General features: G+C 54.5%; 24 protein-coding genes. 4 read left to right on the top strand and 20 right to left on the bottom strand.

Translation table 11 applies throughout. From position 1 onward, the window contains the following. Nucleotides 1-60 precede the first annotated feature (60 nt). The 11 genes from N685_RS0114240 to N685_RS0114180 form a co-directional block, all read right to left on the bottom strand. Entirely contained in the window at nt 61-633 is a 573-nt protein-coding gene (locus N685_RS0114240) for an SCO family protein (protein ID WP_031409421.1), read from the bottom strand. Nucleotides 634-762: 129 nt separating this feature from the next. Beyond that, complete coding sequence (locus N685_RS0114235) at nt 763-1014, bottom strand: YpmP family protein (protein WP_031409419.1); 252 nt, start codon at nt 1012-1014, stop codon at nt 763-765. 96 nt (nt 1015-1110) lie between these two features. Next, the gene (ilvA, locus tag N685_RS0114230) at nt 1111-2382 is read right to left on the bottom strand and encodes a threonine ammonia-lyase IlvA (RefSeq protein WP_031409417.1); all 1272 of its coding nucleotides are present in this window, start codon (nt 2380-2382) and stop codon (nt 1111-1113) included. A 659-nt stretch (nt 2383-3041) separates the two neighbouring features. After that, nucleotides 3042-3488, bottom strand: coding sequence for a YndM family protein (locus tag N685_RS0114220; RefSeq protein WP_031409413.1), 447 nt, complete (start codon nt 3486-3488; stop codon nt 3042-3044). 189 nt (nt 3489-3677) lie between these two features. Continuing rightward, nucleotides 3678-4172 carry a dihydrofolate reductase gene (locus N685_RS0114210; RefSeq protein ID WP_031409411.1) on the bottom strand — a complete coding sequence of 165 codons (495 nt, stop codon included), beginning with the start codon at nt 4170-4172 and terminating at the stop codon, nt 3678-3680. A gap of 14 nt (nt 4173-4186) precedes the next feature. Then, nucleotides 4187-4981 (bottom strand): thymidylate synthase, encoded by a 795-nt coding sequence (gene thyA, locus N685_RS0114205; RefSeq protein ID WP_031409409.1) that lies wholly within the window; start codon nt 4979-4981, stop codon nt 4187-4189. A 64-nt stretch (nt 4982-5045) separates the two neighbouring features. Continuing rightward, the gene (locus N685_RS0114200; protein ID WP_031409407.1) at nt 5046-5750 is read right to left on the bottom strand and encodes an anthrax toxin lethal factor-related metalloendopeptidase; all 705 of its coding nucleotides are present in this window, start codon (nt 5748-5750) and stop codon (nt 5046-5048) included. Nucleotides 5751-5848: 98 nt separating this feature from the next. Further along, the gene (locus N685_RS0114195; protein ID WP_031409405.1) at nt 5849-6427 is read right to left on the bottom strand and encodes a YpjP family protein; all 579 of its coding nucleotides are present in this window, start codon (nt 6425-6427) and stop codon (nt 5849-5851) included. Between the two features lie 21 nt (nt 6428-6448). Beyond that, nucleotides 6449-7633 (bottom strand): LL-diaminopimelate aminotransferase, encoded by a 1185-nt coding sequence (locus N685_RS0114190; RefSeq protein WP_031409403.1) that lies wholly within the window; start codon nt 7631-7633, stop codon nt 6449-6451. Between the two features lie 248 nt (nt 7634-7881). Beyond that, nucleotides 7882-8013: a YuzL family protein gene (locus N685_RS18470; RefSeq protein WP_071880211.1), complete on the bottom strand. Its 132-nt coding sequence runs from the start codon at nt 8011-8013 to the stop codon at nt 7882-7884. 98 nt (nt 8014-8111) lie between these two features. Beyond that, nucleotides 8112-8549: a BrxA/BrxB family bacilliredoxin gene (locus N685_RS0114180; RefSeq protein WP_013523798.1), complete on the bottom strand. Its 438-nt coding sequence runs from the start codon at nt 8547-8549 to the stop codon at nt 8112-8114. Nucleotides 8550-8799: 250 nt separating this feature from the next. Between N685_RS0114180 and N685_RS0114175 the strand changes: the two genes are divergently transcribed. After that, entirely contained in the window at nt 8800-9246 is a 447-nt protein-coding gene (locus N685_RS0114175; RefSeq protein WP_031409400.1) for an NUDIX hydrolase, read from the top strand. 183 nt (nt 9247-9429) lie between these two features. On the opposite strand, the gene N685_RS0114170 is transcribed toward N685_RS0114175, so the two are convergent. Genes N685_RS0114170 through N685_RS0114160 form a run of 3 tightly spaced genes read right to left on the bottom strand, consistent with a single transcriptional unit; the run spans nt 9430 to nt 11646 of the window. Further along, entirely contained in the window at nt 9430-10575 is a 1146-nt protein-coding gene (locus N685_RS0114170) for a conserved virulence factor C family protein (RefSeq protein ID WP_031409398.1), read from the bottom strand. A gap of 3 nt (nt 10576-10578) precedes the next feature. Continuing rightward, nucleotides 10579-11070: a glutathione peroxidase gene (locus N685_RS0114165; protein WP_031409396.1), complete on the bottom strand. Its 492-nt coding sequence runs from the start codon at nt 11068-11070 to the stop codon at nt 10579-10581. A 60-nt stretch (nt 11071-11130) separates the two neighbouring features. Beyond that, the gene (locus tag N685_RS0114160; RefSeq protein WP_031409394.1) at nt 11131-11646 is read right to left on the bottom strand and encodes a hypothetical protein; all 516 of its coding nucleotides are present in this window, start codon (nt 11644-11646) and stop codon (nt 11131-11133) included. A gap of 119 nt (nt 11647-11765) precedes the next feature. Between N685_RS0114160 and metA the strand changes: the two genes are divergently transcribed. The 3 genes from metA (at nt 11766) to N685_RS19825 (ending at nt 13306) form a co-directional block, all read left to right on the top strand. Further along, on the top strand, nt 11766-12674 hold the full coding sequence (gene metA, locus N685_RS0114155; protein WP_031409392.1) for a homoserine O-acetyltransferase MetA: 909 nt from the start codon (nt 11766-11768) through the stop codon (nt 12672-12674). 203 nt (nt 12675-12877) lie between these two features. Further along, the gene (locus tag N685_RS19150; RefSeq protein WP_071880188.1) at nt 12878-12973 is read left to right on the top strand and encodes a YjcZ family sporulation protein; all 96 of its coding nucleotides are present in this window, start codon (nt 12878-12880) and stop codon (nt 12971-12973) included. 183 nt (nt 12974-13156) lie between these two features. Next, complete coding sequence (locus N685_RS19825) at nt 13157-13306, top strand: hypothetical protein (RefSeq protein ID WP_167333003.1); 150 nt, start codon at nt 13157-13159, stop codon at nt 13304-13306. 41 nt (nt 13307-13347) lie between these two features. Here the strand turns inward: N685_RS19825 and cobO are convergent, their stop codons facing one another. The 6 genes from cobO to N685_RS0114115 form a co-directional block, all read right to left on the bottom strand. Then, the gene (cobO, locus tag N685_RS0114140) at nt 13348-13893 is read right to left on the bottom strand and encodes a cob(I)yrinic acid a,c-diamide adenosyltransferase (protein ID WP_031409390.1); all 546 of its coding nucleotides are present in this window, start codon (nt 13891-13893) and stop codon (nt 13348-13350) included. Further along, complete coding sequence (cobA, locus tag N685_RS0114135) at nt 13874-14644, bottom strand: uroporphyrinogen-III C-methyltransferase (protein ID WP_031409388.1); 771 nt, start codon at nt 14642-14644, stop codon at nt 13874-13876. Before cobA ends, cobO begins: the two co-directional genes overlap by 20 nt. Beyond that, nucleotides 14641-15699, bottom strand: coding sequence for a nicotinate-nucleotide--dimethylbenzimidazole phosphoribosyltransferase (gene cobT, locus N685_RS0114130; protein WP_193363902.1), 1059 nt, complete (start codon nt 15697-15699; stop codon nt 14641-14643). Before cobT ends, cobA begins: the two co-directional genes overlap by 4 nt. A 290-nt stretch (nt 15700-15989) precedes the next feature. Then, nucleotides 15990-17492 carry a cobyric acid synthase gene (locus N685_RS0114125; protein ID WP_031409384.1) on the bottom strand — a complete coding sequence of 501 codons (1503 nt, stop codon included), beginning with the start codon at nt 17490-17492 and terminating at the stop codon, nt 15990-15992. Continuing rightward, nucleotides 17485-18849 (bottom strand): cobyrinate a,c-diamide synthase, encoded by a 1365-nt coding sequence (locus N685_RS0114120; protein ID WP_031409381.1) that lies wholly within the window; start codon nt 18847-18849, stop codon nt 17485-17487. The genes N685_RS0114125 and N685_RS0114120 overlap by 8 nt, the downstream gene beginning before the upstream one ends. Further along, nucleotides 18795-19979: a cobalt-precorrin 5A hydrolase gene (locus N685_RS0114115; protein ID WP_031409380.1), complete on the bottom strand. Its 1185-nt coding sequence runs from the start codon at nt 19977-19979 to the stop codon at nt 18795-18797. The genes N685_RS0114120 and N685_RS0114115 overlap by 55 nt, the downstream gene beginning before the upstream one ends. Nucleotide 19980 lies beyond the last annotated feature (1 nt).

The raw sequence follows: 19980 nt of genomic DNA, 5'->3' as shown, positions 1-19980 counted from the left end.
CCTTTTGCCGCAACAGGGGAAAAACGAAAAGAAGGCAAAAAGGCGGTAGCCGTTTTTGCCTCATTGCGACGACTGCACGATTTTGATATGCTCTAAAATCGTTTCGTATGGCACATCTTGTACGCCGCTGTACGTCTGAACTACTTTTCCGTCTGGCCCGACCAAATAAAAACTGGTGCCATGCACGACTTGGTCGTCATTGGCCGGCTTTTGCACAATCGTTTTAAAGCTTTTTTGCGCCAACTCGCTGATCTCGGCCGGGCTGTATCCGGTAAGCAAATGCCAGTTTGATAGGTCATCTGTAAATTGTTTCGCATACGCTGCCAGTTTTTCCGGCGTGTCGACTTCCGGATCAACGCTGAAGGAGACAAACTCGACATCCAGTCCTTCTTTCTTTGCCATTTGCTTTAGTTTAGCCATATGGGCCGTCATCGGCGGACAAACGGTCTCGCAGTTTGTAAAAATAAAATCCGCAACCCACACTTTTCCTTTTAAGTCGCGAAGCCCAAACTGCTTGCCCGTCTGATCGACAAACGTAAAGTCCTCCACCGGCCAGTTTTTCGCATCCGGAATCGTTTTTCCGCATGCAGCGAGCAAACAAATGGCCGCGATCATCATCATTCGTTTCCACATCGATCGTTCGTTCCTTTCTGCCTGCACCGCTTTGTTTTACCCGACGTCATCTCGTTTCCATTATATAATGAAACCAACGAAAATCCCACAAAAAAAGTTGTTTTGCCGCCAAGGGCAAAACAACAACGGTCATGCATTATGCTTTAGCACCGTTTCTTTAAAGATCTGTTCATATACCGGCCATTTCAGCACTTTCTTCAAATGTTCGCGGAACGAGTAAACGGAACGGTTCGTTCTCGACCGATACACTTTTGCAATAAACGCCTCCAAGCGCAGTTGGATCATGAATCGGTATGTGTTCTCTTCCTCCAATACAGGAATTTCGATAATCTTGACCTTCTGTCCATATGCGTTTTTGAACTCGAGGCTTTTGAATAGCAAAATATCAATCCTCTTTTTCACCGATTTATTTTTATTATACACCAATCCGGTGAAAAAGTATGTCGGAATGCGGCGAATTTGTTCCGACTTTTTTCGTCAAATCAATAGATGGAACAAGTTCGGGTCTTTGTTGACCTCTTGGAACGGGAAGCCTTTTTTCTTCATCCGCTCGATGAGCGGTGCGTAGTCTTCGCGCCGTTTCAGCTCGATGCCGACGAGCGCCGGTCCGCTTTCTTTGTTGTTTTTCTTCGTGTATTCAAACCGGGTGATATCATCCGTCGGACCAAGCACTTCATCCAAAAACTCGCGCAGCGCCCCGGCCCGCTGCGGGAAGTTGACGATGAAATAGTGTTGCAGTCCTTCGTAAATCATCGAGCGCTCTTTGATTTCCTGCATCCGGTCAATGTCGTTGTTGCCACCGCTGACGACGCAGACGACCGTCTTGCCGCGGATTTGTTCCTTGTAAAAATCAAGCGCCGCGATCGGCAACGCCCCCGCTGGTTCGGCGACAATGGCGTTTTCGTTGTACAACTCCAAAATCGTCGTACACACTTTCCCTTCCGGAACAACGACGATGTCATCAAGCACCCCGCGGCATAAGGCGAACGTCTTTTCCCCGACCGTCTTGACGGCAGCCCCGTCCACAAACTTGTCGATTTCCGCAAGCGTTACGACATGTCCGCGCTCGAGCGCCGCTTTCATCGACGGGGCGCCGGCCGGCTCGACGCCGATGACTTTGGTGGACGGAGAAATGCTTTTCACATACGTTCCCAGCCCGGCCATCAATCCCCCGCCGCCAATGCTGGCGAACAAAAAGTCGATCGGTTCATCGCAGTCGTTGAGCACCTCGACGCCAATCGTCCCCTGTCCGGCGATGACGTATTCATCATCAAACGGGTGAATGAACGTCCGTCCTTCCGCTTCGGCGCATTTCACCGCTTCGTTGTATGAATCATCAAACGTGTCGCCGACAAGGACGATCTCGACCATGTCTTTGCCAAACAGCTGCACTTGCGACACTTTTTGCCGAGGCGTCGTCGCCGGCATATAAATTTTCCCATGCACGCCAAGCGCCCGGCATGAATAGGCCACCCCTTGGGCATGGTTGCCGGCGCTGGCGCATACAATTCCGTTGCGCCGCTCCTCATCGGTTAAATGCTTCATCCGGTTGTACGCCCCCCGCAGCTTAAACGAGCGCACGACTTGCAAATCCTCGCGCTTCAAATAAACGTTGCACCCGTAACGCTCGGATAACAGCGGGTTTTTTTGCAGCGGCGTATGGAAAACAACATCCTTCAGCGTATGATACGCGATCAAAATGTCCTCGACGTATACCGCCCCTTGCTTCCGTTTCAGCTGTTGTTCCATGCTCTCGTTCCCTTTCTTTTCTAAGTTGTCTTTGATTTGTAGATTATATCACAAATTCGCAAAAAGAAAAGGGAATTTTCGAAAAGTTTTATGAGGATGAGGGGAAGCGGACTCGTGAACATCGCGATGGCCCCGCTTTACCGGATACTGGACGCTTCCGCCGGCCAGATTCGCGCTTTTGGCCTGACGCCATCCGATGAACGCTGTCCTTCCTGCTCGACCCCTCACCCTAGCCGTCCTGTCAGACCGCAACGCGGCGAATTGCGCAGCATAGGTGCGGCGAACTATATTAGATGCCATTTGAAGCTTTCCTATTTGCAGCTTTTACCGAGGATTGGATCAACTGTCGGGTCACCCGCTTCCAGACCCATCGATGGGTCTGTGAAGTAGGCGGTTGTTCGGTCTTCCGTCATGCCAAGGCGTGACGGAGACAAGCCACAGGCTTGCTTCGACAGTCGAAAATGGACAAACCGCTTTTTCATCAAAGATCGTTCAACTTCTTCGTTGCATCTATCCTGAAAATACTCGAATTCCAAAATGCGTAGAGTTCCAGCATTCAACATAAGGACATTTTCATCCTTCCGATGGTGACGAAAATGTTTCGTCATGGAAGTCTATATACTTCTTAATGCGCAAGCGGCCAGAAAAAACGACCGGCGCTACGCCCGGTCGTCCTCCTCTTTTTTGAACTCTTCTTCCTCGGCAAATTCCGTCGCCCATCTTCCTTCATCATACCAGCGGTGCGCTTCTTCCCGCCCCGCTTCTTCAAGCACATGGTTTTCCATATACAAATGGAAAAACGCTTCAACCGCCCCGATCGCCAAGGCGCTGAAAAACGCGCCGTACGCCATGTTGACGGACGGGGCAATGAGGGCAAAGCTGACCGGCCAAATAAGCAAAAAGGAAAGCGGCACGTCAAGAGCGGCGGCGACAAAATGGCCGACGCGCGGCAACACGAACAGATCGCCGATGATATAAGAAACAAGCGCCGTCACCATCGTCATGAGCGAAATCAAGGAAAGCGGGGCGTTAAAGATCGTAAACAGCGAAAACAAGACGACGCTCCAAGCGGCGAGCTTGACGACAAACGGAACGATATGTTTCATCGTCTTCCTCCATTTCCATTGTAGTTCTATTGATTATCGTTCCTTCTTCGCCCCGCTTCTATGCAGAAACATTGACGCAGACGTTTTCAAAATGTTCGGATCCCAAACAAAAAGACGCCCCATTTTGGGGCTGTCTCCGCAAACATTTCGTACGCCAACGACAAACGCATATCCATGCCCGTGTCTCATCTATTTCGCCTTTTTCCGCTCATAAATGACAAAGGCGTGTTCATACGGATTTTTTTCGTCTTTCCTTCCTGGCGTATAGGAAACAATTTCCCATTCATCGTCAGAAATGGGCGGATAAAATGTATCGCCGGGGAAGGAAGCAAAAATGTTCGTCACATACAGCCGGTCGACAATCGGCATTGTCACCCGAAACAGTTCGGCCCCGCCGATGATAAACACCTCATCGGCGCGCGATGCGGTCCATTGCTTGACCTCTTCAAGCGAATGAAGCACAACGCAGCCTTCCGGGCGAAACGAGCGGTTGCGCGTCACGACGATATTTTCCCGCCCGGGAAGCGGGCGGCCAATCGCCTCAAACGTTTTGCGCCCCATCACGATGGCATGGCCCATCGTCACCCGTTTAAAATACGCCAAATCGGCCGGCAAATGCCAAGGCAAGCGGTTGTCTTTGCCGATCACCCGGTTTTCGTCCATCGCCACAATGTGCGAAATCATGCCGCCCCTCTCCTTTACACCGCCACCGGTGCTTTAATCGCCGGATGCGGGTCATAGCCGACAATCTCGAAATCGTCGTATTCGTAGTCGAAAATGGACGGCGGCTTCCGCTTGATCACGAGCTTTGGCAGTGGGCGCGGCTCGCGCGTCAGCTGCAGTTTCGCTTGCTCAAGATGGTTTTTGTACAAATGGACGTCGCCGCCGGTGAAAATGAGTTCGCCGACATCTAAATCGCATTGCTGGGCGATCATATGCGTCAACAGCGCGTAGCTGGCAATGTTAAAAGGCAGTCCTAAAAACGTATCGACGGAGCGTTGCTGCCACATGCACGACAGCCGACCGTTTGCGACATAAAATTGAAACGCATAATGGCATGGCGGCAGCTTCATTTCATCCAGCTCCGCCACGTTCCATGCGCTCACAAGCAGCCGGCGCGAATTCGGATTTCGTTTGATCTCCTCAACGACCCAGGCGATCTGGTCGATCGTTTTCCCATCTGCTCCTTTCCACGACCGCCATTGCGCGCCGTAAATGGGACCGAGATCGCCGTTTTCATCCGCCCACTCGTCCCAAATCGTCACGCCGTTCTCCTGCAAATAGCGGACATTCGTATCGCCTTTTAAAAACCAGAGCAGTTCATAAATGATGGAGCGGATATGCAACTTTTTCGTTGTCACGAGCGGGAATCCGTCCCGCAAGTTGAAGCGGAGCTGGCGGCCAAACACCGACAGCGTGCCGACGCCCGTGCGGTCCTCTTTTTCAACGCCGTTTTCCAAAATATCCTCCAATAACTGCAAATATTGCCGCAATGTTCTCACCTCACGCTTTATCATACCATAAAGCACCGCTCTCATCACGAAAAAAAAGAGCCTTCTATGAGGCCCGTTCCGCGAGTCCACGGATGAACGCATATGTGTTCGGCGCTGCCGCCCGCAACGTTCGCCGCGTCTCTTCGCTTGCGTAATAATAGGCAAACGCCTCGGCAAAATACTCTTCCGGATAAGTCAAAAAATAAGATTCACCCGGAAAGAGCCGCGGCGCCTCCTCCCGCCAAATCGCTTGAAATTCGTCCGTTTCATGAATGCGGTCAAATACGATGTAATCGAGCGAATGAGCAAACTCATGCAACTCCAAATTGACCGAGCCGTGCCCTTTTCCTTTTTCGCTATGGCCGAGGCGGACGAGCACTAAATGCGACCCGCCGATGCCCGGCACGTCATCCCATGTTTTGGATCCCGGCGCATAGCCGCGCGGGGTTTTCCCACGCAAGTGGCGAGCTGTCGGTTCATTCGTAATAGGGCCTGTCAACAGCTGGATGTAAATATGATGAGCAGCCGCCTGCTCCAAAATGCTTCGATCAATGCGGGCAAGCGTCTGAAAAGTCTTGTTCGCCTCCGCAGCCGGAAACGCTGTCTCGGGCACGATAACGATGCGGCCGAGCACGTCACGGGACGGAATGCTCCGAAGATCAAGGCCACTTTCTTGAAGAAGCACGCCGTGGGCGGCCGGGTACGGCGAAAGCGATAGAAGCGGAATCGCGAACAGCGCCGCCAGCAAGCTCATGAGCAGCCGTTTCATCATGGTTTCCCCCGCTTCTTTTTCTTTCAATCTATGAAAATCATATCATAGAACGAAGCGGGGAAAAATGCGCAAAATCAGGAAAGAACCGCAGGTGATTATGTACGCCAGTTCGGCGGCGTATTTTTGGACCAGTAAATTTTCCCAAGCTCATGATGGGCTTGAAAGCCGTCCTCACAAGTGTGATAGTGGAACTGAAACCAATAGCCATCTTGCGGCGGATGCTCGCGGCGGACGTGAAAGCGGATCAGATCTTCTCCCGTATCGGCCCGATACAAGTGAAACATGCGCTCCCCTTGCCCGCCGGACGGATTTTCTGAAACCGCCAAATAGCGGAGTTCGTCTTCCGGATAACGCTCGGCAAGCTCGGCGATCACCGTTTCGATGCGCGGCAAAATGACGGCGCGAAACTCCTCTTCAATAACCGGAGCGATTTTGCGACCGAATTTTTCATGGGACTGGGCAACGGCCTTTTCTATCGTCTGCTCAATGAATTGAGCGCGCGTCAAGGAGCCGGCTTCATCGGCACGACCGACTGGACTGTGCTGCCAGTCGGGAGACGAGGCATCGTCTGACGGCGGCTCTTTGGCGGCAAGCAATGAGGCGGGCGGCGTGACGAGTCCAAACGTGGAAACGGTAATGGCGGCAACAAGCGCTTTTCGCAGCCAAGACGGCAGTTTCATCACCTTCACCTCCCGTTACCGCCGCTCAGCGGCTGAAGACGCGAACAAGCCGGTCGCTTTTAATTTGGCGACCGCCCGGCGCAACACTTCTTCCGGCTGGACAAGGGCGATGCGCACATACCCTTCGCCGCTCGGCCCAAACGCGTGCCCAGGCGTCACAACGACGCCGGCTTGGTCGATGAGCGCCTTCGCAAACGAAAGCGATGTCCATCCGTCCGGAATTTTCGCCCACACGAACATGCCGGCTTGTGGACGGTCAACCGTCCAACCGATGTCAGCGAGTCCCTCCACGAGCACATCGCGGCGCGCTTGATAAATCATGCGGCTCTCAGCGCAAAAACCGGCGCCATGGCGGAGCACTTCCGCGGCGGCTTTTTGCAGCGGCCAAAAAATGCCGTAATCCAAATTTGATTTGAATTCAGCGAAGGCGCGGATCACCTCGGCATTGCCGCATACGTAGCCGACACGGCAGCCGGCCATGTTGTAGCTTTTTGACAACGAATTGATCTCCACGCCAACGTCCTTTGCGCCTGGAACAGAAAGAAAACTCACCGGTTTGTTTCCGTCATAATACAGCTCGCCGTAAGCAAAATCGGAAACAACGAGGAGATCGTACCGCTTCGCAAATTCGACCACTTCGCGGTAAAATGACTCTGTCGCCAGGGCCGGAACCGGGTTCCCGGGGAAGTTTAAAAAGAGCATCACCGCCCGTTTGGCGACTTCCTCCGGAATGGCGGCAAGATCAGGCAAAAATCCTCGTTCTTTTCGAAGAGGAAGGAAATACGGCTCCGCCTCAGCCATCGCCACTCCCGCCGCATACGCTGGATATCCGGGATCCGGCAGCAGAATGACATCGCCCGGGTCGGCGAACACCATCGGCAAATGCACAAGCCCATCCTGCGATCCGATGACGTACGTCACTTCTGTCTCCGGATCGAGCACGACGCCATGCGCCGTCCGATAATAATCGGCGACCGCTTCATGAAACTCGCGAATGCCTTTTAATGTATAGCCATACGCGTTTGGTTCATTGGCGTAGCGGGCGATCGCCTCACGCACAAACGGCGCCGGCGGCAAATCTGGGCTGCCAACGCTCAAGTCGATCCACTCATCATGAAGGTGGCGCCGCTTTTGACGATACGCCGTCAACTCGGCGAAAATCGATGCCGAAAACGCGTTCATTCGTTTCGCTTTTTTCATTTCATCTTCTCTCCCTTGACAAGACAAAAACTGCATTTTCTTTTTGCTTTTGTTGGTATATACTATGTTATATGAATAGTGTATCATATGTTATCGGGGAAAATATAGACAGAAAGGCGGGAAAACGGAGCGTGAACACAGTCTTTTTTGCGGCCAGTCTCATTACGTTGTTGTATTTCATTTACAGCTGCATCGCCAATGCCTAACAGGGGCAAAGAAAAAGGGGCTCCACATCGGGAGCTCCTTTTTTAGTCCACTTTCGTTTTTTTGCGGGCGGAGTCAAGCTCATAAGCGCCTGTTTCCGTTTGCGTCGTGCCTTGTCCTCTGACATCCGGGGCGCTGACGCCCGTTTTCGAACGGTCTTTTTTCCGCTTCGGCACGCCGATCACCTCCGTCTTTATCGTTCCCGCCGGCGCGCTACTGTATGCGGAACGAAAGCGAATCAACGCCGCGCCGTTCGCTCCTCACTCGCACCGCATCAGCCGCAATATTGGTCAAACGCAGCCAAAATATTTTCCATCACGTCCTCCATCGAGTGAAACTCGATGTCTTCGCGCGGAATGAAGTGAACAACTTCTTTCCCCTTTAAGAGCGCCATCGACGGCGAAGACGGCGGATAACCGACAAAGTACTCGCGCATTTTCGCCGTCGCCTCTTTATCTTGGCCGGCGAACACCGTCACCAAATGATCCGGCTTTTTCTCGCTCCGCAGCACCGCCTGCGTCGCCGCCGGGCGCGCCAATCCAGCGGCGCAGCCGCACACCGAGTTGACAAAGACAAACGTCGTTCCTTCCACTTGTTCCATAAACTGCTCGACTTCTTCGCTTGTGCGCAATTCGCGGAAACCGGCGCGGACAAGTTCATCGCGCATCGGCTGCACAAGCTGGCGCATATAGTCTTCGTAAGCCATTGACATTGCCCTCATCCCTCCACATTCATCATCGCTGCGCTATCAGCATACTATATTTTCGTTTGAAAAATCAATGAAGAGAACCGTCCACTGCCGCATGTCTCTAAACGGCATCATTCAGAACAAACGGGGCTAAACACACCCGTTTGGCCGCCATCAAACGAGCGATTTCGTTTCGCTTTCTATCAACCGCCGCGGCCATTGTCAGCGACCAAACATATACTAAGCCATCGATGGCCATGAAAGGAGCGTGCACATGGGATACATTGAAGAACTGCGAAAAATCATTGGAACCCGGCCGATCATCTTGGCGGGAGCCGGGGTCGCTGTCACCGATGAATGCGGACGGATTTTATTGCAGAAACGCCGCGACGGCTTATGGGGACTGCCCGGCGGTTTGTTGGAGTTGGGGGAGTCCGCAGAAGAAGCAGCCCGGCGGGAAGTGTGGGAAGAAACAGGGCTGGAAATCGGCAAACTGGAACTAGTCGATGTGTTTTCTGGAAAAAAATATTTTGTTCGGCTGCCTAATGGAGATCAATATTACCCAGTCACTGTTGTTTATCTCACCCGTGATATCCGCGGTGGAGAACTGAAAGAAGACGGGGAAGAATCGCTTGAGGTAAAATTTTTCCCTCTTCATGCATTGCCAAACGAACTCTCTCCTCTTGTTAAAGATTTTATCGAACAATATTTCAGGGAATGACGAGCCAAGCCTTGGAGCTCTCTCCAAGGCTTCACCATTGTTGAAAACACTCTTTTCTAAGAAACAAATCCGCAGCTGGAGAAGCGAAAAAATTTAAAATCCCATTTTAATAGTAATGAAATTGAAGAATAATCGGCACCCCTTTCGATCATAAAAACAGGCGCACCGATGGGCGCGCCTGTTTTACTGTTCCGTTTCGTTTCCTTTCTTCCGGCTCTCCGTCATTTGCTTCCAGATGGAGCCTTTCGCTTCTTCGCCTCCTTCGATCCGTTCAATGGCCATTTTCACTTGCAAGCTCACTTCAAACTCCGGATCGTTTTCCGCCGCTTTTAACGCCGCGAGCGCCGATTTGTCGCCAACCTCGTACAAAAACATGGCCGCGCGCCAACGGACGAGCTTGCTTTCGTCCTTTAGCGCTTCGATCATGGCCGGAATGGCCTCCGGATCGCCGATGTCGGACAAACAGTCGCCGGCGGTGCGGCGGACCGCAACGGCCGGATCTTTTAACGCTTCATACAAATACGGAAGCACCTTTTTTCCGCCGATCATGCCAAGATATGCTGTTGCCAGACGACGGATGGCCATTTTTTCATCCTTAAGCGCCTTCGCCAACACCGGGATATCGTCCTCGGTCGGCTCAGCCATCTGTTCGAGCGCGGCATACCGTTTGCGCCAGTCCGGGTCATCGAGCATCTCGCTCGTCACTTTGAGGCTTGGACGCTTTTGCACCGTTTTTTCCTGCTCGCCGCGGCGGAACATGTTGACGATCCGCTCGAGCCGCTCGGGCGGATAGGCGGCCGACAGCTCATCGACGATTTCGCGGCCGATTTCCTCAAACGTGCCGTAGCGCACTCCTTTTTCGACCCATTTTCGCTCAAGCACGACATTTCCCGCGTATTTTTGCGCCTCAATGACCGCGTCCATAAACGGTTTCGGCAGCCCGATGCGGTGTTCGCGCTCCCCGTCGACAAGCTTCACTTGCATCGGCAGGCCATACAACATTTGCACGAACACTTTCACTTCGCCGAAGTGTTCGTTTCCTTTCGGCTTTGCCTCGGTGCCGTCATCCGCTTCCTCACCGAACACTTCGCGCACGTTCGCCAAAATGTCGCGCCAGTCGTATTTCGGATGGCGCTCAATCGCCAAAAAGTCGGCGACATGGTAGATGCTTTTCACCCCGTCAATGCGCAGCAATGCTTGAATAAGCGGCGGCGCTTCACTGATGTTGTCCGATTTATAGTTATGGCGCATGCCGGGTGGCAACTCTTCATCAAGCAAGATTTTCATCGTGTTCGGGCTTGGCGTCGGTTCAATCGCTTGAATGCGCAAGCGTTACCCCTCCTTGTTTGACAGCAGCTTTTCAATTTCCTTTCTCAACTCGTGCGGCTTCGTTTGCGGGGCGAAACGAGCGACAACCTTGCCGTTGCGGTCGACCAAAAACTTCGTAAAGTTCCATTTGATCGCTTTTGTTCCCAATGCCCCCGGTGCTTGCTCTTTCAAATATTGAAACAGCGGGTGGGCGTGATCGCCATTCACATCCACTTTCGCAAACAACGGGAACGTCACGCCATAATTGAGCTGGCAAAATTGCTCAATTTCCTCTTCCGTCCCCGGCTCTTGGCCGCCAAACTGGTTGCACGGAAAGCCGAGCACCACAAACCCGCGATCGCGATAGTCGTTATACAGCTCTTGCAGTTCTTTATACTGCGGCGTAAAACCGCAACGGCTCACCGTGTTGACAATCAACAGCACCTTGCCTTGATAGACGGAAAGCGGTTGTTCCTCACCACGAATCGTTTTGGCGCTAAATTGATATACACTCATGATTTTTCACCTCATTCCCATCATAGCGGATTTCATCGTTTGTTTCCACTTTTTGCATCGCTACTGTCCAACAAACGATTGTAGCTGCTCGAGCGACGAAATCATATACGGCACCATCGCCGGCAAATCAGTAGCATTGTCCTCATAAATGAGGCGGGCAAACTCGACCACGGCTTCATTTTCATACGGACCGCGTTCATGCGGAAATGGAAAGCGGAGCGTTTGTCGGATGATTCGCTCCTGGCCCCAAATCGTCCGCAGTGTTCCTTCAATGAACGTACAAACGGACGAACGGCGAACCGGAAGGGTAAACAGAAGAGCGAGTCGGCAGCCGGCTTGGCCGCAATAGAGCCGCTCGTTGGCCAGCTCAGCAAAATCAAGCGAAAGCCGCGCAGTGCAGACGACGAACGGATCCGGCGCATCATTGAGCCGAAATGAAATGGCGTACTCCCGCAACAAACGAGCCAAATCGACAAGGTCGCGGCGATCGACCACGGCGATGCGCCCTTGCAAGTCCGCGTCATACACAGCACCTTCCAGCACCGTCTTTAAATTATCAAACGCCGTCGGATCCAATCGCGATTCCCCCTTTTTGTTCACGAGCGGTTTCAAGTCAAAAAAAGCAATTGAAGAATGTTGGCAAAGTTTTTATAATTAAGGTATTTAGTAACGAGACAGAAACGGAGGGGACACCATTGCCAATCAACATTCCAAAAGACTTGCCGGCGAAGGAAATACTCGAACAGGAAAACATTTTCGTCATGGACGAAGAACGGGCTTACTCGCAAGACATCCGTCCACTCAACATCGTCATTTTAAACTTGATGCCCGAAAAAGAAAAAGCAGAGACGCAGCTGCTGCGGCTGCTCGGCAACTCGCCGCTGCAAGTGAACGTCACCTTTTTGCGCCCGGCGACCCATGAGCCGAAAACGACAAGCAAACACCATTTAGAGCAATTTTACACGATTTTCCCGCACATTCGCCATCGAAAGTTCGACGGGATGATCATCACCGGAGCGCCGGTCGAGCAATTGCCGTTTGAAGAAGTCACGTATTGGGACGAGTTGACGGAGATTATGGAATGGACGACAAACAACGTCACCTCGACCTTACATATTTGTTGGGGTGCGCAAGCCGGCTTATATTACCATTACGGGATTCCGAAATATCCGTTGCCGGAAAAATGTTTCGGCGTGTTCAACCATACGGTGGAAGTGAAAAATGTCAAACTGTTGCGCGGCTTCGATGACGTGTTCCGCATGCCGCATTCGCGCCATACGGATGTCAAGCGCGAAGACATTGAAAAGGTGCCGGAGCTGACGATTTTATCGATGGCTGAAAAAGCAGGCGTTTGCCTCGTCGCCTCGAACGACGGGCGGCAAATTTTCTTGACCGGCCATCCGGAATATGACGCCACGACACTGAAAGAGGAGTATGAACGTGATTTGGCGAAAGGGCTGCCCATCCAACCGCCGGAATCGTATTTTCCAAACGACGACCCGAGCCAGATGCCGCTCAATACATGGCGTTCGCACGCCAATTTGCTGTTCATCAACTGGCTGAACTATTACGTCTATCAAGAGACGCCTTACGAGTGGGAATAAGGAACATGTCAGCTGAAAAACGTCCCGCTTGACAAACCGGTCGATGATGCTGTCTTGCGGAATAAAGGAAATGTCAGCAGAAAAACGCCTTCGCTGTTCTAGCAAGGCGCTTTTCTTATTTTTGTCGCCCATCGACAAATTCCCCAACCATTCGCGCCGGCGCTGCATATCATATTGTAGGCTTGATTGGGAGGTGAATCGGGATGGGCGCTTGGCATGGCAACGGATTTGCTTTGATCGTCGTCTTGTTTATTTTGTTGATTATTGTCGGTTCCGCTTTCGGCGGTTACGCTTACTAGCCTGTTCGCCTTGGCCGCCGTGTTTGCCAGCATCCGGCCGGCTTGCACGTGGGAGGACGCCGTAAAAGCACTCCCCGTTTTTTTTTTGCCGAATTCGCTTGAACGCTCTCCCACTTATGATAAAAATATGTGAACAGCCTATACTAATGATGGAGTGATAGCGCCTAAAAGGAGGTGGGAATCGTGACGAAGCGGCCAAATAAAGGAAGCCGGAATCAAAACACGCCGACGCAGGATCCGATGGCGCTGCTCGACGGCCCGGTTTCCGGCGACAACAGCAAAGGGCGGCGACAAAACAAAATCCAAAATGACAAAACCGATGAACATGCCTAACCTGCAAAAAAAGCGGCCGTTTTTTCGCCGCTTTTTTGCTTCTAAAATTCAATCCCTTTCATCGCGGTCCTTCCTTGTTCATAGTCATGCTTGACTAGCTTCATTTCCGTGACGATATCGGCAGCCGCCATCAGCTCTGGGTGCGCCGCGCGGCCCGTGATGACAAGGTGCAGCTCCGGCGGACGCGTGCGGATCAGTTCCAGCACATCGTTGACCGATAGGATATCACCAACCGGAAACCGATCAATCGCCAAGGCGTTGTTCAATTCATCCAACACGATGACGTCATACCGGCCGGAATGGACATATTCTTTCGCCACCGTCCAAGCGCGCTGCAACGCTTCGCGGTGCACCTCCGGCGTTTTCGTCCATGTGAAGCCGGCGCCGAGCTGACGGACGTCGACGCCAAGACGTTGCAAGGCCAACTGCTCGCCATACGTACGCTCGGGCGACTTGATAAACTGCAGCACAGCGACTTGCATTCCTCGGCCGATGGCGCGCAGCGCCAAGCCAAAAGCAGCTGTCGTTTTTCCTTTTCCGTCGCCCGTATAAACGATGACCCGCCCGCTACGACGAGGCGTCGGCATCGACCATGCCCCCTTGCCGCTCCGGAAACCATTGGAGCGTCTCACGCAGACGAACAACATCGCCGATAATGATGATGGCCGGATGGGAAATGCCCGCTTTTTTCGCCTCGTCTGGCAGCGTCGAAAGCGGTGCCGCCACGGTGCGCTGCCGCTCCGTCGTCCCCCATTCGATGATGGCCGCCGGCGTATTCGCCGGCTTTCCGGCCGCCATCAGTCGGCCGCAAATATCCGGCAAGTTGGCCGCCCCCATGTACATGACGATCGTATCGCATCCGCGGGCGAGCGCCTCCCAGTCAATCCGCTCGCTCCGATGTCCGCTGACCATCGCCACCGAGGCGGCGTAATCACGGTGGGTGACCGGAATGCCGGCGTACGCCGGCACAGCGATGCCGGATGTCACCCCTGGAACGATTTCAAACGGAATCTCGGCTTTCGCCAACACTTCCGCCTCTTCACCAACGCGGCCAAAGACGCACGGATCGCCGCCTTTTAAACGGACGACCGTCTTTCCTTGTTGCGCATGCTGAACGAGCAACTCATGAATTTGTTCTTGAACCGTGTCATGTTTTCCCGGCTCTTTGCCGCAGTAAAGAAGCTCGGCGCCAGGCTTCGCATAGCGCAGCAGCTTCCGGTTGATGAGCCGGTCGTAAACGACGACATCCGCCCGTTCCAGGCATTCGCGGCCGTAAACCGTGATGAGCTTTTCATCCCCCGGTCCAGCGCCGACTAAATACACTTTGCCGACGGTCATGCTTGTCTCTCCCCTTTCTCCTCAACCGTCGAAATGCCTGCGGACGCAAACGTCGCCATCTCATTCATCATCGCTGTTGCCGACACTAAGAGTGGAAACGCCACAGTGGCTCCGCTTCCTTCGCCAAGGCGCATGTGCAAATCCAACAGCGGCTCTTTCCCAAGCAAACGAAGGGCAATGCTGTGGCCCGGCTCTTGCGAACGATGGCCAGCGATCATATACTCTGCGACGTTGGGGGCAAATTGGCGGGCCACAAGGGCAGCCACCGTGCAAATAAAGCCATCAAGCAAGATCGGAATGCGCCGCTCAGCCGCGGCCAACATCGCTCCGGCCATCGCCGCGATCTCCAGCCCGCCAATTTTCGCGAGCCATTCAAGCGGCTTCGCCGGATCCGGTCGATGAAGCAAAAGCGCTCGACGGATGACGTCCCGTTTATGAGCCAATCTCTCTTCCCGAATCCCGCTTCCTTTGCCAACGATGCGCTCAAGCGGCTCATCGGTCAACGCAGCCAATAAGGCGCTCGCGGCGGTTGTATTGCCGATGCCCATCTCGCCGACAATGAGCGTGCGGGCGCCTTGTTCAATGATGGACGCCGCCTGTTCATAACCGACGGAAAGCGCCTGTTCAGCCTCGGACGTCGTCATCGCTTCCATTTTGGCGAAATTGTTTGTTCCTGGGCGCACCTTTTTCTGAATAATGCGTTCATCAGCGATCGGTGCGGCGACACCGACATCGATCACCTGAAGCAACGCGCCGATTTGCCGGCTGAAGGCGTTGATCGCCGCTCCGCCATTCGCGAAATTGTGCACCATTTGTGCCGTCACTTCGGCCGGATAGGCAGACACCCCTTCTTCGGTGACGCCATGATCGGCCGCAAACACAAGCACTCCGGGCGGAGTGACGCGCGGGAGAAGCTCCCCGGTCATGCCAGCGAGCTCAGCCGCCACTTCTTCAAGCCGGCCAAGGCTGCCGGGTGGTTTGGTCAATTGATCAATATAGGCACGCGCTTGTTCAACCATTTCGCAGCGGATCGGTGGGATTGAAACATTCATCATGAACGCACAATATTCCCCATCAAGCGGGAATATGCGCTTCCTCCTTTCTCGTCTATGATTGTGGGAACGAAAAAGCAGCTTTCCTTCGTCACGCCTTAGCGCGACGGGAGACCGAACGTGTGATCGTGGGCATGGATTCACCTCCTTGCGGCGATTACAGAATACCGTTATAAGAAAACGGCTCGCTTTCATCCCACCCCTAAAGGAGCGGGCTTTCTCGCTCGCAGGTCCTGTAAAAACGGTCAGTTTCGCCCGTTCATCCATACCGCAATGATCGTTTTCCATATCGCTCATTGTTGCTGAAATTGACGCATCATCTGTTCGATCCGCCCGACGTCGACATGCTCGCGGACATGGGCGGCAAGCCGGTCAAACGCCTTTTCTTTGAGCGATCGAAAGAGCCGGACGCCAGAAGGAGCGATTCCTTTGTGGCGGCGAATACTGTTGAGAAACGCGGTGCGGAACGCATCATTGTGAAACAAATCATGCATGTACGTGCCCAGCACCCGCTCATCACTGCGCTTCGCCCCTTCATGGCGGCCATCCGCTTCAATGAGCGGCGCATAACCAGGAAGCGGCGCCGAGCGGCCCATATGAATCTCGTATCCTTGCACGGCAAATCGCTCGCCTTCCCATGTAAGCACTCCTTCGGAACGGACCGTGATTTTCGTCCGCTCGAGCGTTGTCTCCACCGGAAGCAGCCCGAGCCCCGCGACTTCCGGAAGCGGCGTTTCCACTCCATATGGATCGCGGATGACGGCGCCAAGCATTTGGTAGCCGCCGCATAAACCGACGACTTTTGTTTTCCCCTCACTAGCAAGTGACACGATGCGGGAGGTGAGCCCCCGTTTTTTCATATAAATCAAATCTTCGATCGTGTTTTTGCTGCCGGGAAGCACGATCACATCCGGCTCGCCAAGTTCGGCGGCGTGCGTCACCAACCGGACGCGGCAGTCCGGTTCTGCCAACAGCGGGTCGATGTCGGTGAAATTGGCGATTTTCGGACAGCGGATCACCGCAATATCAATCGCCCTATGATCGTCGGACGATGCGGCAAACCGTTCAAGCGCCAGCGAATCTTCAGCATCGATCGCCAAATCGGGCAAATACGGGACGACGCCGAGCACCGGCACGCCAGTATGTTGCTCAAACCAATCAAGCCCCGGCTGCAATAGCGCCACATCGCCGCGAAACTTGTTAATGATGACGCCAATGACCCGCTTTCGGTCTTCAGGCTCAAGCAGCGCCAGCGTCCCAACGAGGCTCGCGAACACCCCGCCCCGCTCAATATCGCCGATCAACACGACCGGGGCGTTGGCGAGACGGGCGATGCGCATGTTGACCAGCTCGCGGTCGTTTAAGTTGACTTCCGCCGGGCTTCCCGCTCCTTCCATGACAATTCGGTCATACTCGTTCATCAACGTTTCAAGCGACTGGTGGATGACGGCCAGCCCTTGATGGAAAAACTCGTTCCGATAAGCGAACGCCTGCATATTGCCGTACGGTTTGCCGAGCACAACGATTTGCGCTTCATGTTCGCGGCTTGGCTTAATCAAAATCGGGTTCATCTCGGCGCGGGCCGGCACGCCAGCCGCTTCGGCTTGAATGCCTTGCGCCCGCCCGATTTCTTTCCCGTCCGGCGTCACATAGGAGTTTAACGACATATTTTGCGACTTGAACGGCGCCGTCTTCCAGCCGTCTTGGGCGAACAGGCGGCAAAAGGCGGTGGCGATCACGCTTTTGCCGGCATCGGAATGAGTGCCTTGAAACATGATTGGCAACGCCTTACCCATTGGCGGTCACCTTCTCACATTCGGAGAGCCACCGCTCGACCATCGCTGGGGCGGACGCAAAATGGAAGTGGACGTAGCCGGCGACAAGACGGTGCGCCAAATAACCATCCGGTTTTGTTCCTTTCCGGCCGCTCGTTTCGTAGGCAAACGGCACCTCGCCCCGCGGTTCGTACACGGAATAGTGAAACTCATGGCCGCGCGCCCGCTCCCCTTCCGACAAAAGAAAGTTTCCTCTTCTTCCGTGCACTTCACGGTACCCGAGGGCCGCAAGCTTCGTTTTCATCACGACCCGCCCCGGAATGACGCCGGCCATCTCATAGGCCGTGCCGTCCGTCGCGACAAGCTGTTCCGTGAGAAACATAAACCCACCGCATTCGGCGAGCGTCGGCACCCCGCGTTCGATGGCGGCGCGGATCGACTGTTTGACCGCAGTTTGCTTGGCAAGCACGGCGGCAAACTCTTCCGGAAACCCGCCGCCGATGTACAAGCCGTTCACCCCATCCGGAAGCGGTTCGCCGGCGAGCGGGGAAAAGTAGACAAGCTCCGCGCCGCAGGCAGAAAGCATCTCCAGATTTTCGGGATAGTAAAAATGGAAGGCGGCGTCTTTCGCGACAGCAAGACGCACCCGATAGCGCCGGACCGGTCGAAAGAGCGGGCGCAGCTCCCGAAGCAGCGGGGCGTCGGCGATGCGAAGCAAAGCATCCCAATCGACCGCCTGTGCAACCTTCCGGCCCAGTTCGGCAAAAAACGCATCCAGCTCGCCGCGCTCCACCGACGGCACAAGCCCTAAATGGCGCTCCGGCAGCGCCAACGCTTCGTCTTGCGTAAGAAACCCGATGACCGGCACTCCGCACGTTTGCTCGACCGCCGCTTTGACGAGCCGGAAATGCCCTTCGCTGCCGACACGGTTGGCAAATACGCCAGCAATGTGCACGTCGGGACGAAACGTCTGAAAGCCGCGGACGATGGCGGCAGCGCTGCGGGCCATGCCGGAACAATCAACGACAAGCAGCACCGGGCTTTTCGTCAGCACCGCAATCTCCGCCGTCGATCCTTCATCGGAGAGCGGCTGTTTCCCGTCAAACAGCCCCATCACCCCCTCGATGATGGCGATATCCGCTCCTTGACAGCCGTTGGCGAGCACCGTTTTGACCGCTTCGCTTCCCATCATCCAGCTGTCCAAGTTGCGCGCCGGCCGGCCGGTAACCGCCGTATGGTAAGTCGGGTCGATGTAGTCCGGGCCGCATTTAAACCCTTGCACCGTATATCCTCGCTGCTTCAGCGCCGCCATCAAGCCGAGCGTCACGGTCGTTTTGCCGGCGCCGCTTCCCGGGGCGGCGATGACCAATCGTCGCATGACTCGCTCCCCTTTCCTCGTCCATGGCGAATCAACGCCACCGAAATCGTCACATTGCCCGATTTCTTTTTTACGAGCGCCATCCGCTCGGCCCCGCTGTACAATTTCGCCGCCGGCTCGCTCACCCCATACGCGCCGGTGTAGCGGTAGACGGTCTCGGACGGCGCTTCGATTGGCACCGTGTTCAGCTCCTCTGGCGTGTACGTGACGAACTCCCAGCCGTATTTGCCGACAACTTCGCGAAGCCCAGGCTCGTCTTTTTTCAGGTCGATCGTGCACAGCGCTTTGACGCTTTTGAGCGAAAAACGCAGCTCATTGAGCGTCTCGAGGATGACCGCTTCGATTTCATCAGCCGCTGTGCCGCGGTTGCAGCCGATGCCAAGGGCGATCACCTTCGGGCGGTACAGCACACCGTTTTGCAAAATCGCCTCTTCTTCCGGCTCAAGCAGACGATGGGTGACCACAAGCGCGGCCGCCGGACGAGCGGCAAGCGCCTCCGCGATTGAGCCGTACACGGTGATGTTTTTCGGCAGCGGCCGCCCCTCCGGCCACCAATCGGGTTCCCCCGACTCTTGCACGATCGCCACCGGCTCTTCGTTCACGACCGCAGCGCTCACCGGCGTCAGTTTGTCATCCGACTCCCATTCCCAGCCAAACTCGCGGCCGAACAAATCAACGGCGATCGTCTGCTGCACATCAGAAGCGGTCGTAATCACCGGGCGGGCGCCAAGAATCGCAGCGACGCGCCGCGTCAAGTCGTTCGCCCCGCCTAAATGACCGGACAGCACGCTGATCACATGCTCCGCCTTATCATCGATGACAACGACCGCGGGATCGGTCTTTTTGTCTTTTAACAGCGGGGCGATCATCCGCACGACGGCGCCAAGCGAAATGATGCAAATAAGGCCGTCATAGCGGGCGAACAGTTCCGGCAGCAGCGTCTTAACGTTGCCGGAAAACAGGCGGATTCCATACTTGGCTTCATCGCCGCGGGCGAATTTATCCGTATAATAAACGTCCGCTCCCGCAAGAGCACCGCCAAGACGTCGGGCGATCTCAACCCCGTGTTTTGTAATGGCCACGACGGCATAGACGCCGTTTCTTTCGTTGTTGGCGGCAACAGTGCTCACC

The sequence above is a fragment of the Geobacillus vulcani PSS1 genome (genome assembly GCF_000733845.1).
Classification (GTDB): Bacteria; Bacillota; Bacilli; order Bacillales; family Anoxybacillaceae; genus Geobacillus; species Geobacillus vulcani.
The sequence above is the reverse complement of the archived record's forward strand: the minus strand, read 5'-3'. Positions and strand labels throughout refer to the sequence as shown.

Coding starts and splice junctions, on each gene's coding strand:
- N685_RS0114240 (WP_031409421.1), bottom strand. CDS start 633: ATGTGGAAACGAATGATGATGATCGCGGCCATTTGTTTGCTCGCTGCA.
- ilvA (WP_031409417.1), bottom strand. CDS start 2,382: ATGGAACAACAGCTGAAACGGAAGCAAGGGGCGGTATACGTCGAGGAC.
- N685_RS0114220 (WP_031409413.1), bottom strand. CDS start 3,488: ATGAAACATATCGTTCCGTTTGTCGTCAAGCTCGCCGCTTGGAGCGTC.
- N685_RS0114210 (WP_031409411.1), bottom strand. CDS start 4,172: ATGATTTCGCACATTGTGGCGATGGACGAAAACCGGGTGATCGGCAAA.
- N685_RS0114200 (WP_031409407.1), bottom strand. CDS start 5,750: ATGAAACGGCTGCTCATGAGCTTGCTGGCGGCGCTGTTCGCGATTCCG.
- N685_RS0114190 (WP_031409403.1), bottom strand. CDS start 7,633: ATGAAAAAAGCGAAACGAATGAACGCGTTTTCGGCATCGATTTTCGCC.
- N685_RS0114180 (WP_013523798.1), bottom strand. CDS start 8,549: ATGTCAATGGCTTACGAAGACTATATGCGCCAGCTTGTGCAGCCGATG.
- N685_RS0114175 (WP_031409400.1), top strand. CDS start 8,800: ATGGGATACATTGAAGAACTGCGAAAAATCATTGGAACCCGGCCGATC.
- N685_RS0114165 (WP_031409396.1), bottom strand. CDS start 11,070: ATGAGTGTATATCAATTTAGCGCCAAAACGATTCGTGGTGAGGAACAA.
- N685_RS19150 (WP_071880188.1), top strand. CDS start 12,878: ATGGGCGCTTGGCATGGCAACGGATTTGCTTTGATCGTCGTCTTGTTT.
- cobO (WP_031409390.1), bottom strand. CDS start 13,893: ATGCCGACGCCTCGTCGTAGCGGGCGGGTCATCGTTTATACGGGCGAC.
- cobA (WP_031409388.1), bottom strand. CDS start 14,644: ATGACCGTCGGCAAAGTGTATTTAGTCGGCGCTGGACCGGGGGATGAA.
- cobT (WP_193363902.1), bottom strand. CDS start 15,699: ATGATGAATGTTTCAATCCCACCGATCCGCTGCGAAATGGTTGAACAA.
- N685_RS0114125 (WP_031409384.1), bottom strand. CDS start 17,492: ATGGGTAAGGCGTTGCCAATCATGTTTCAAGGCACTCATTCCGATGCC.
- N685_RS0114120 (WP_031409381.1), bottom strand. CDS start 18,849: ATGCGACGATTGGTCATCGCCGCCCCGGGAAGCGGCGCCGGCAAAACG.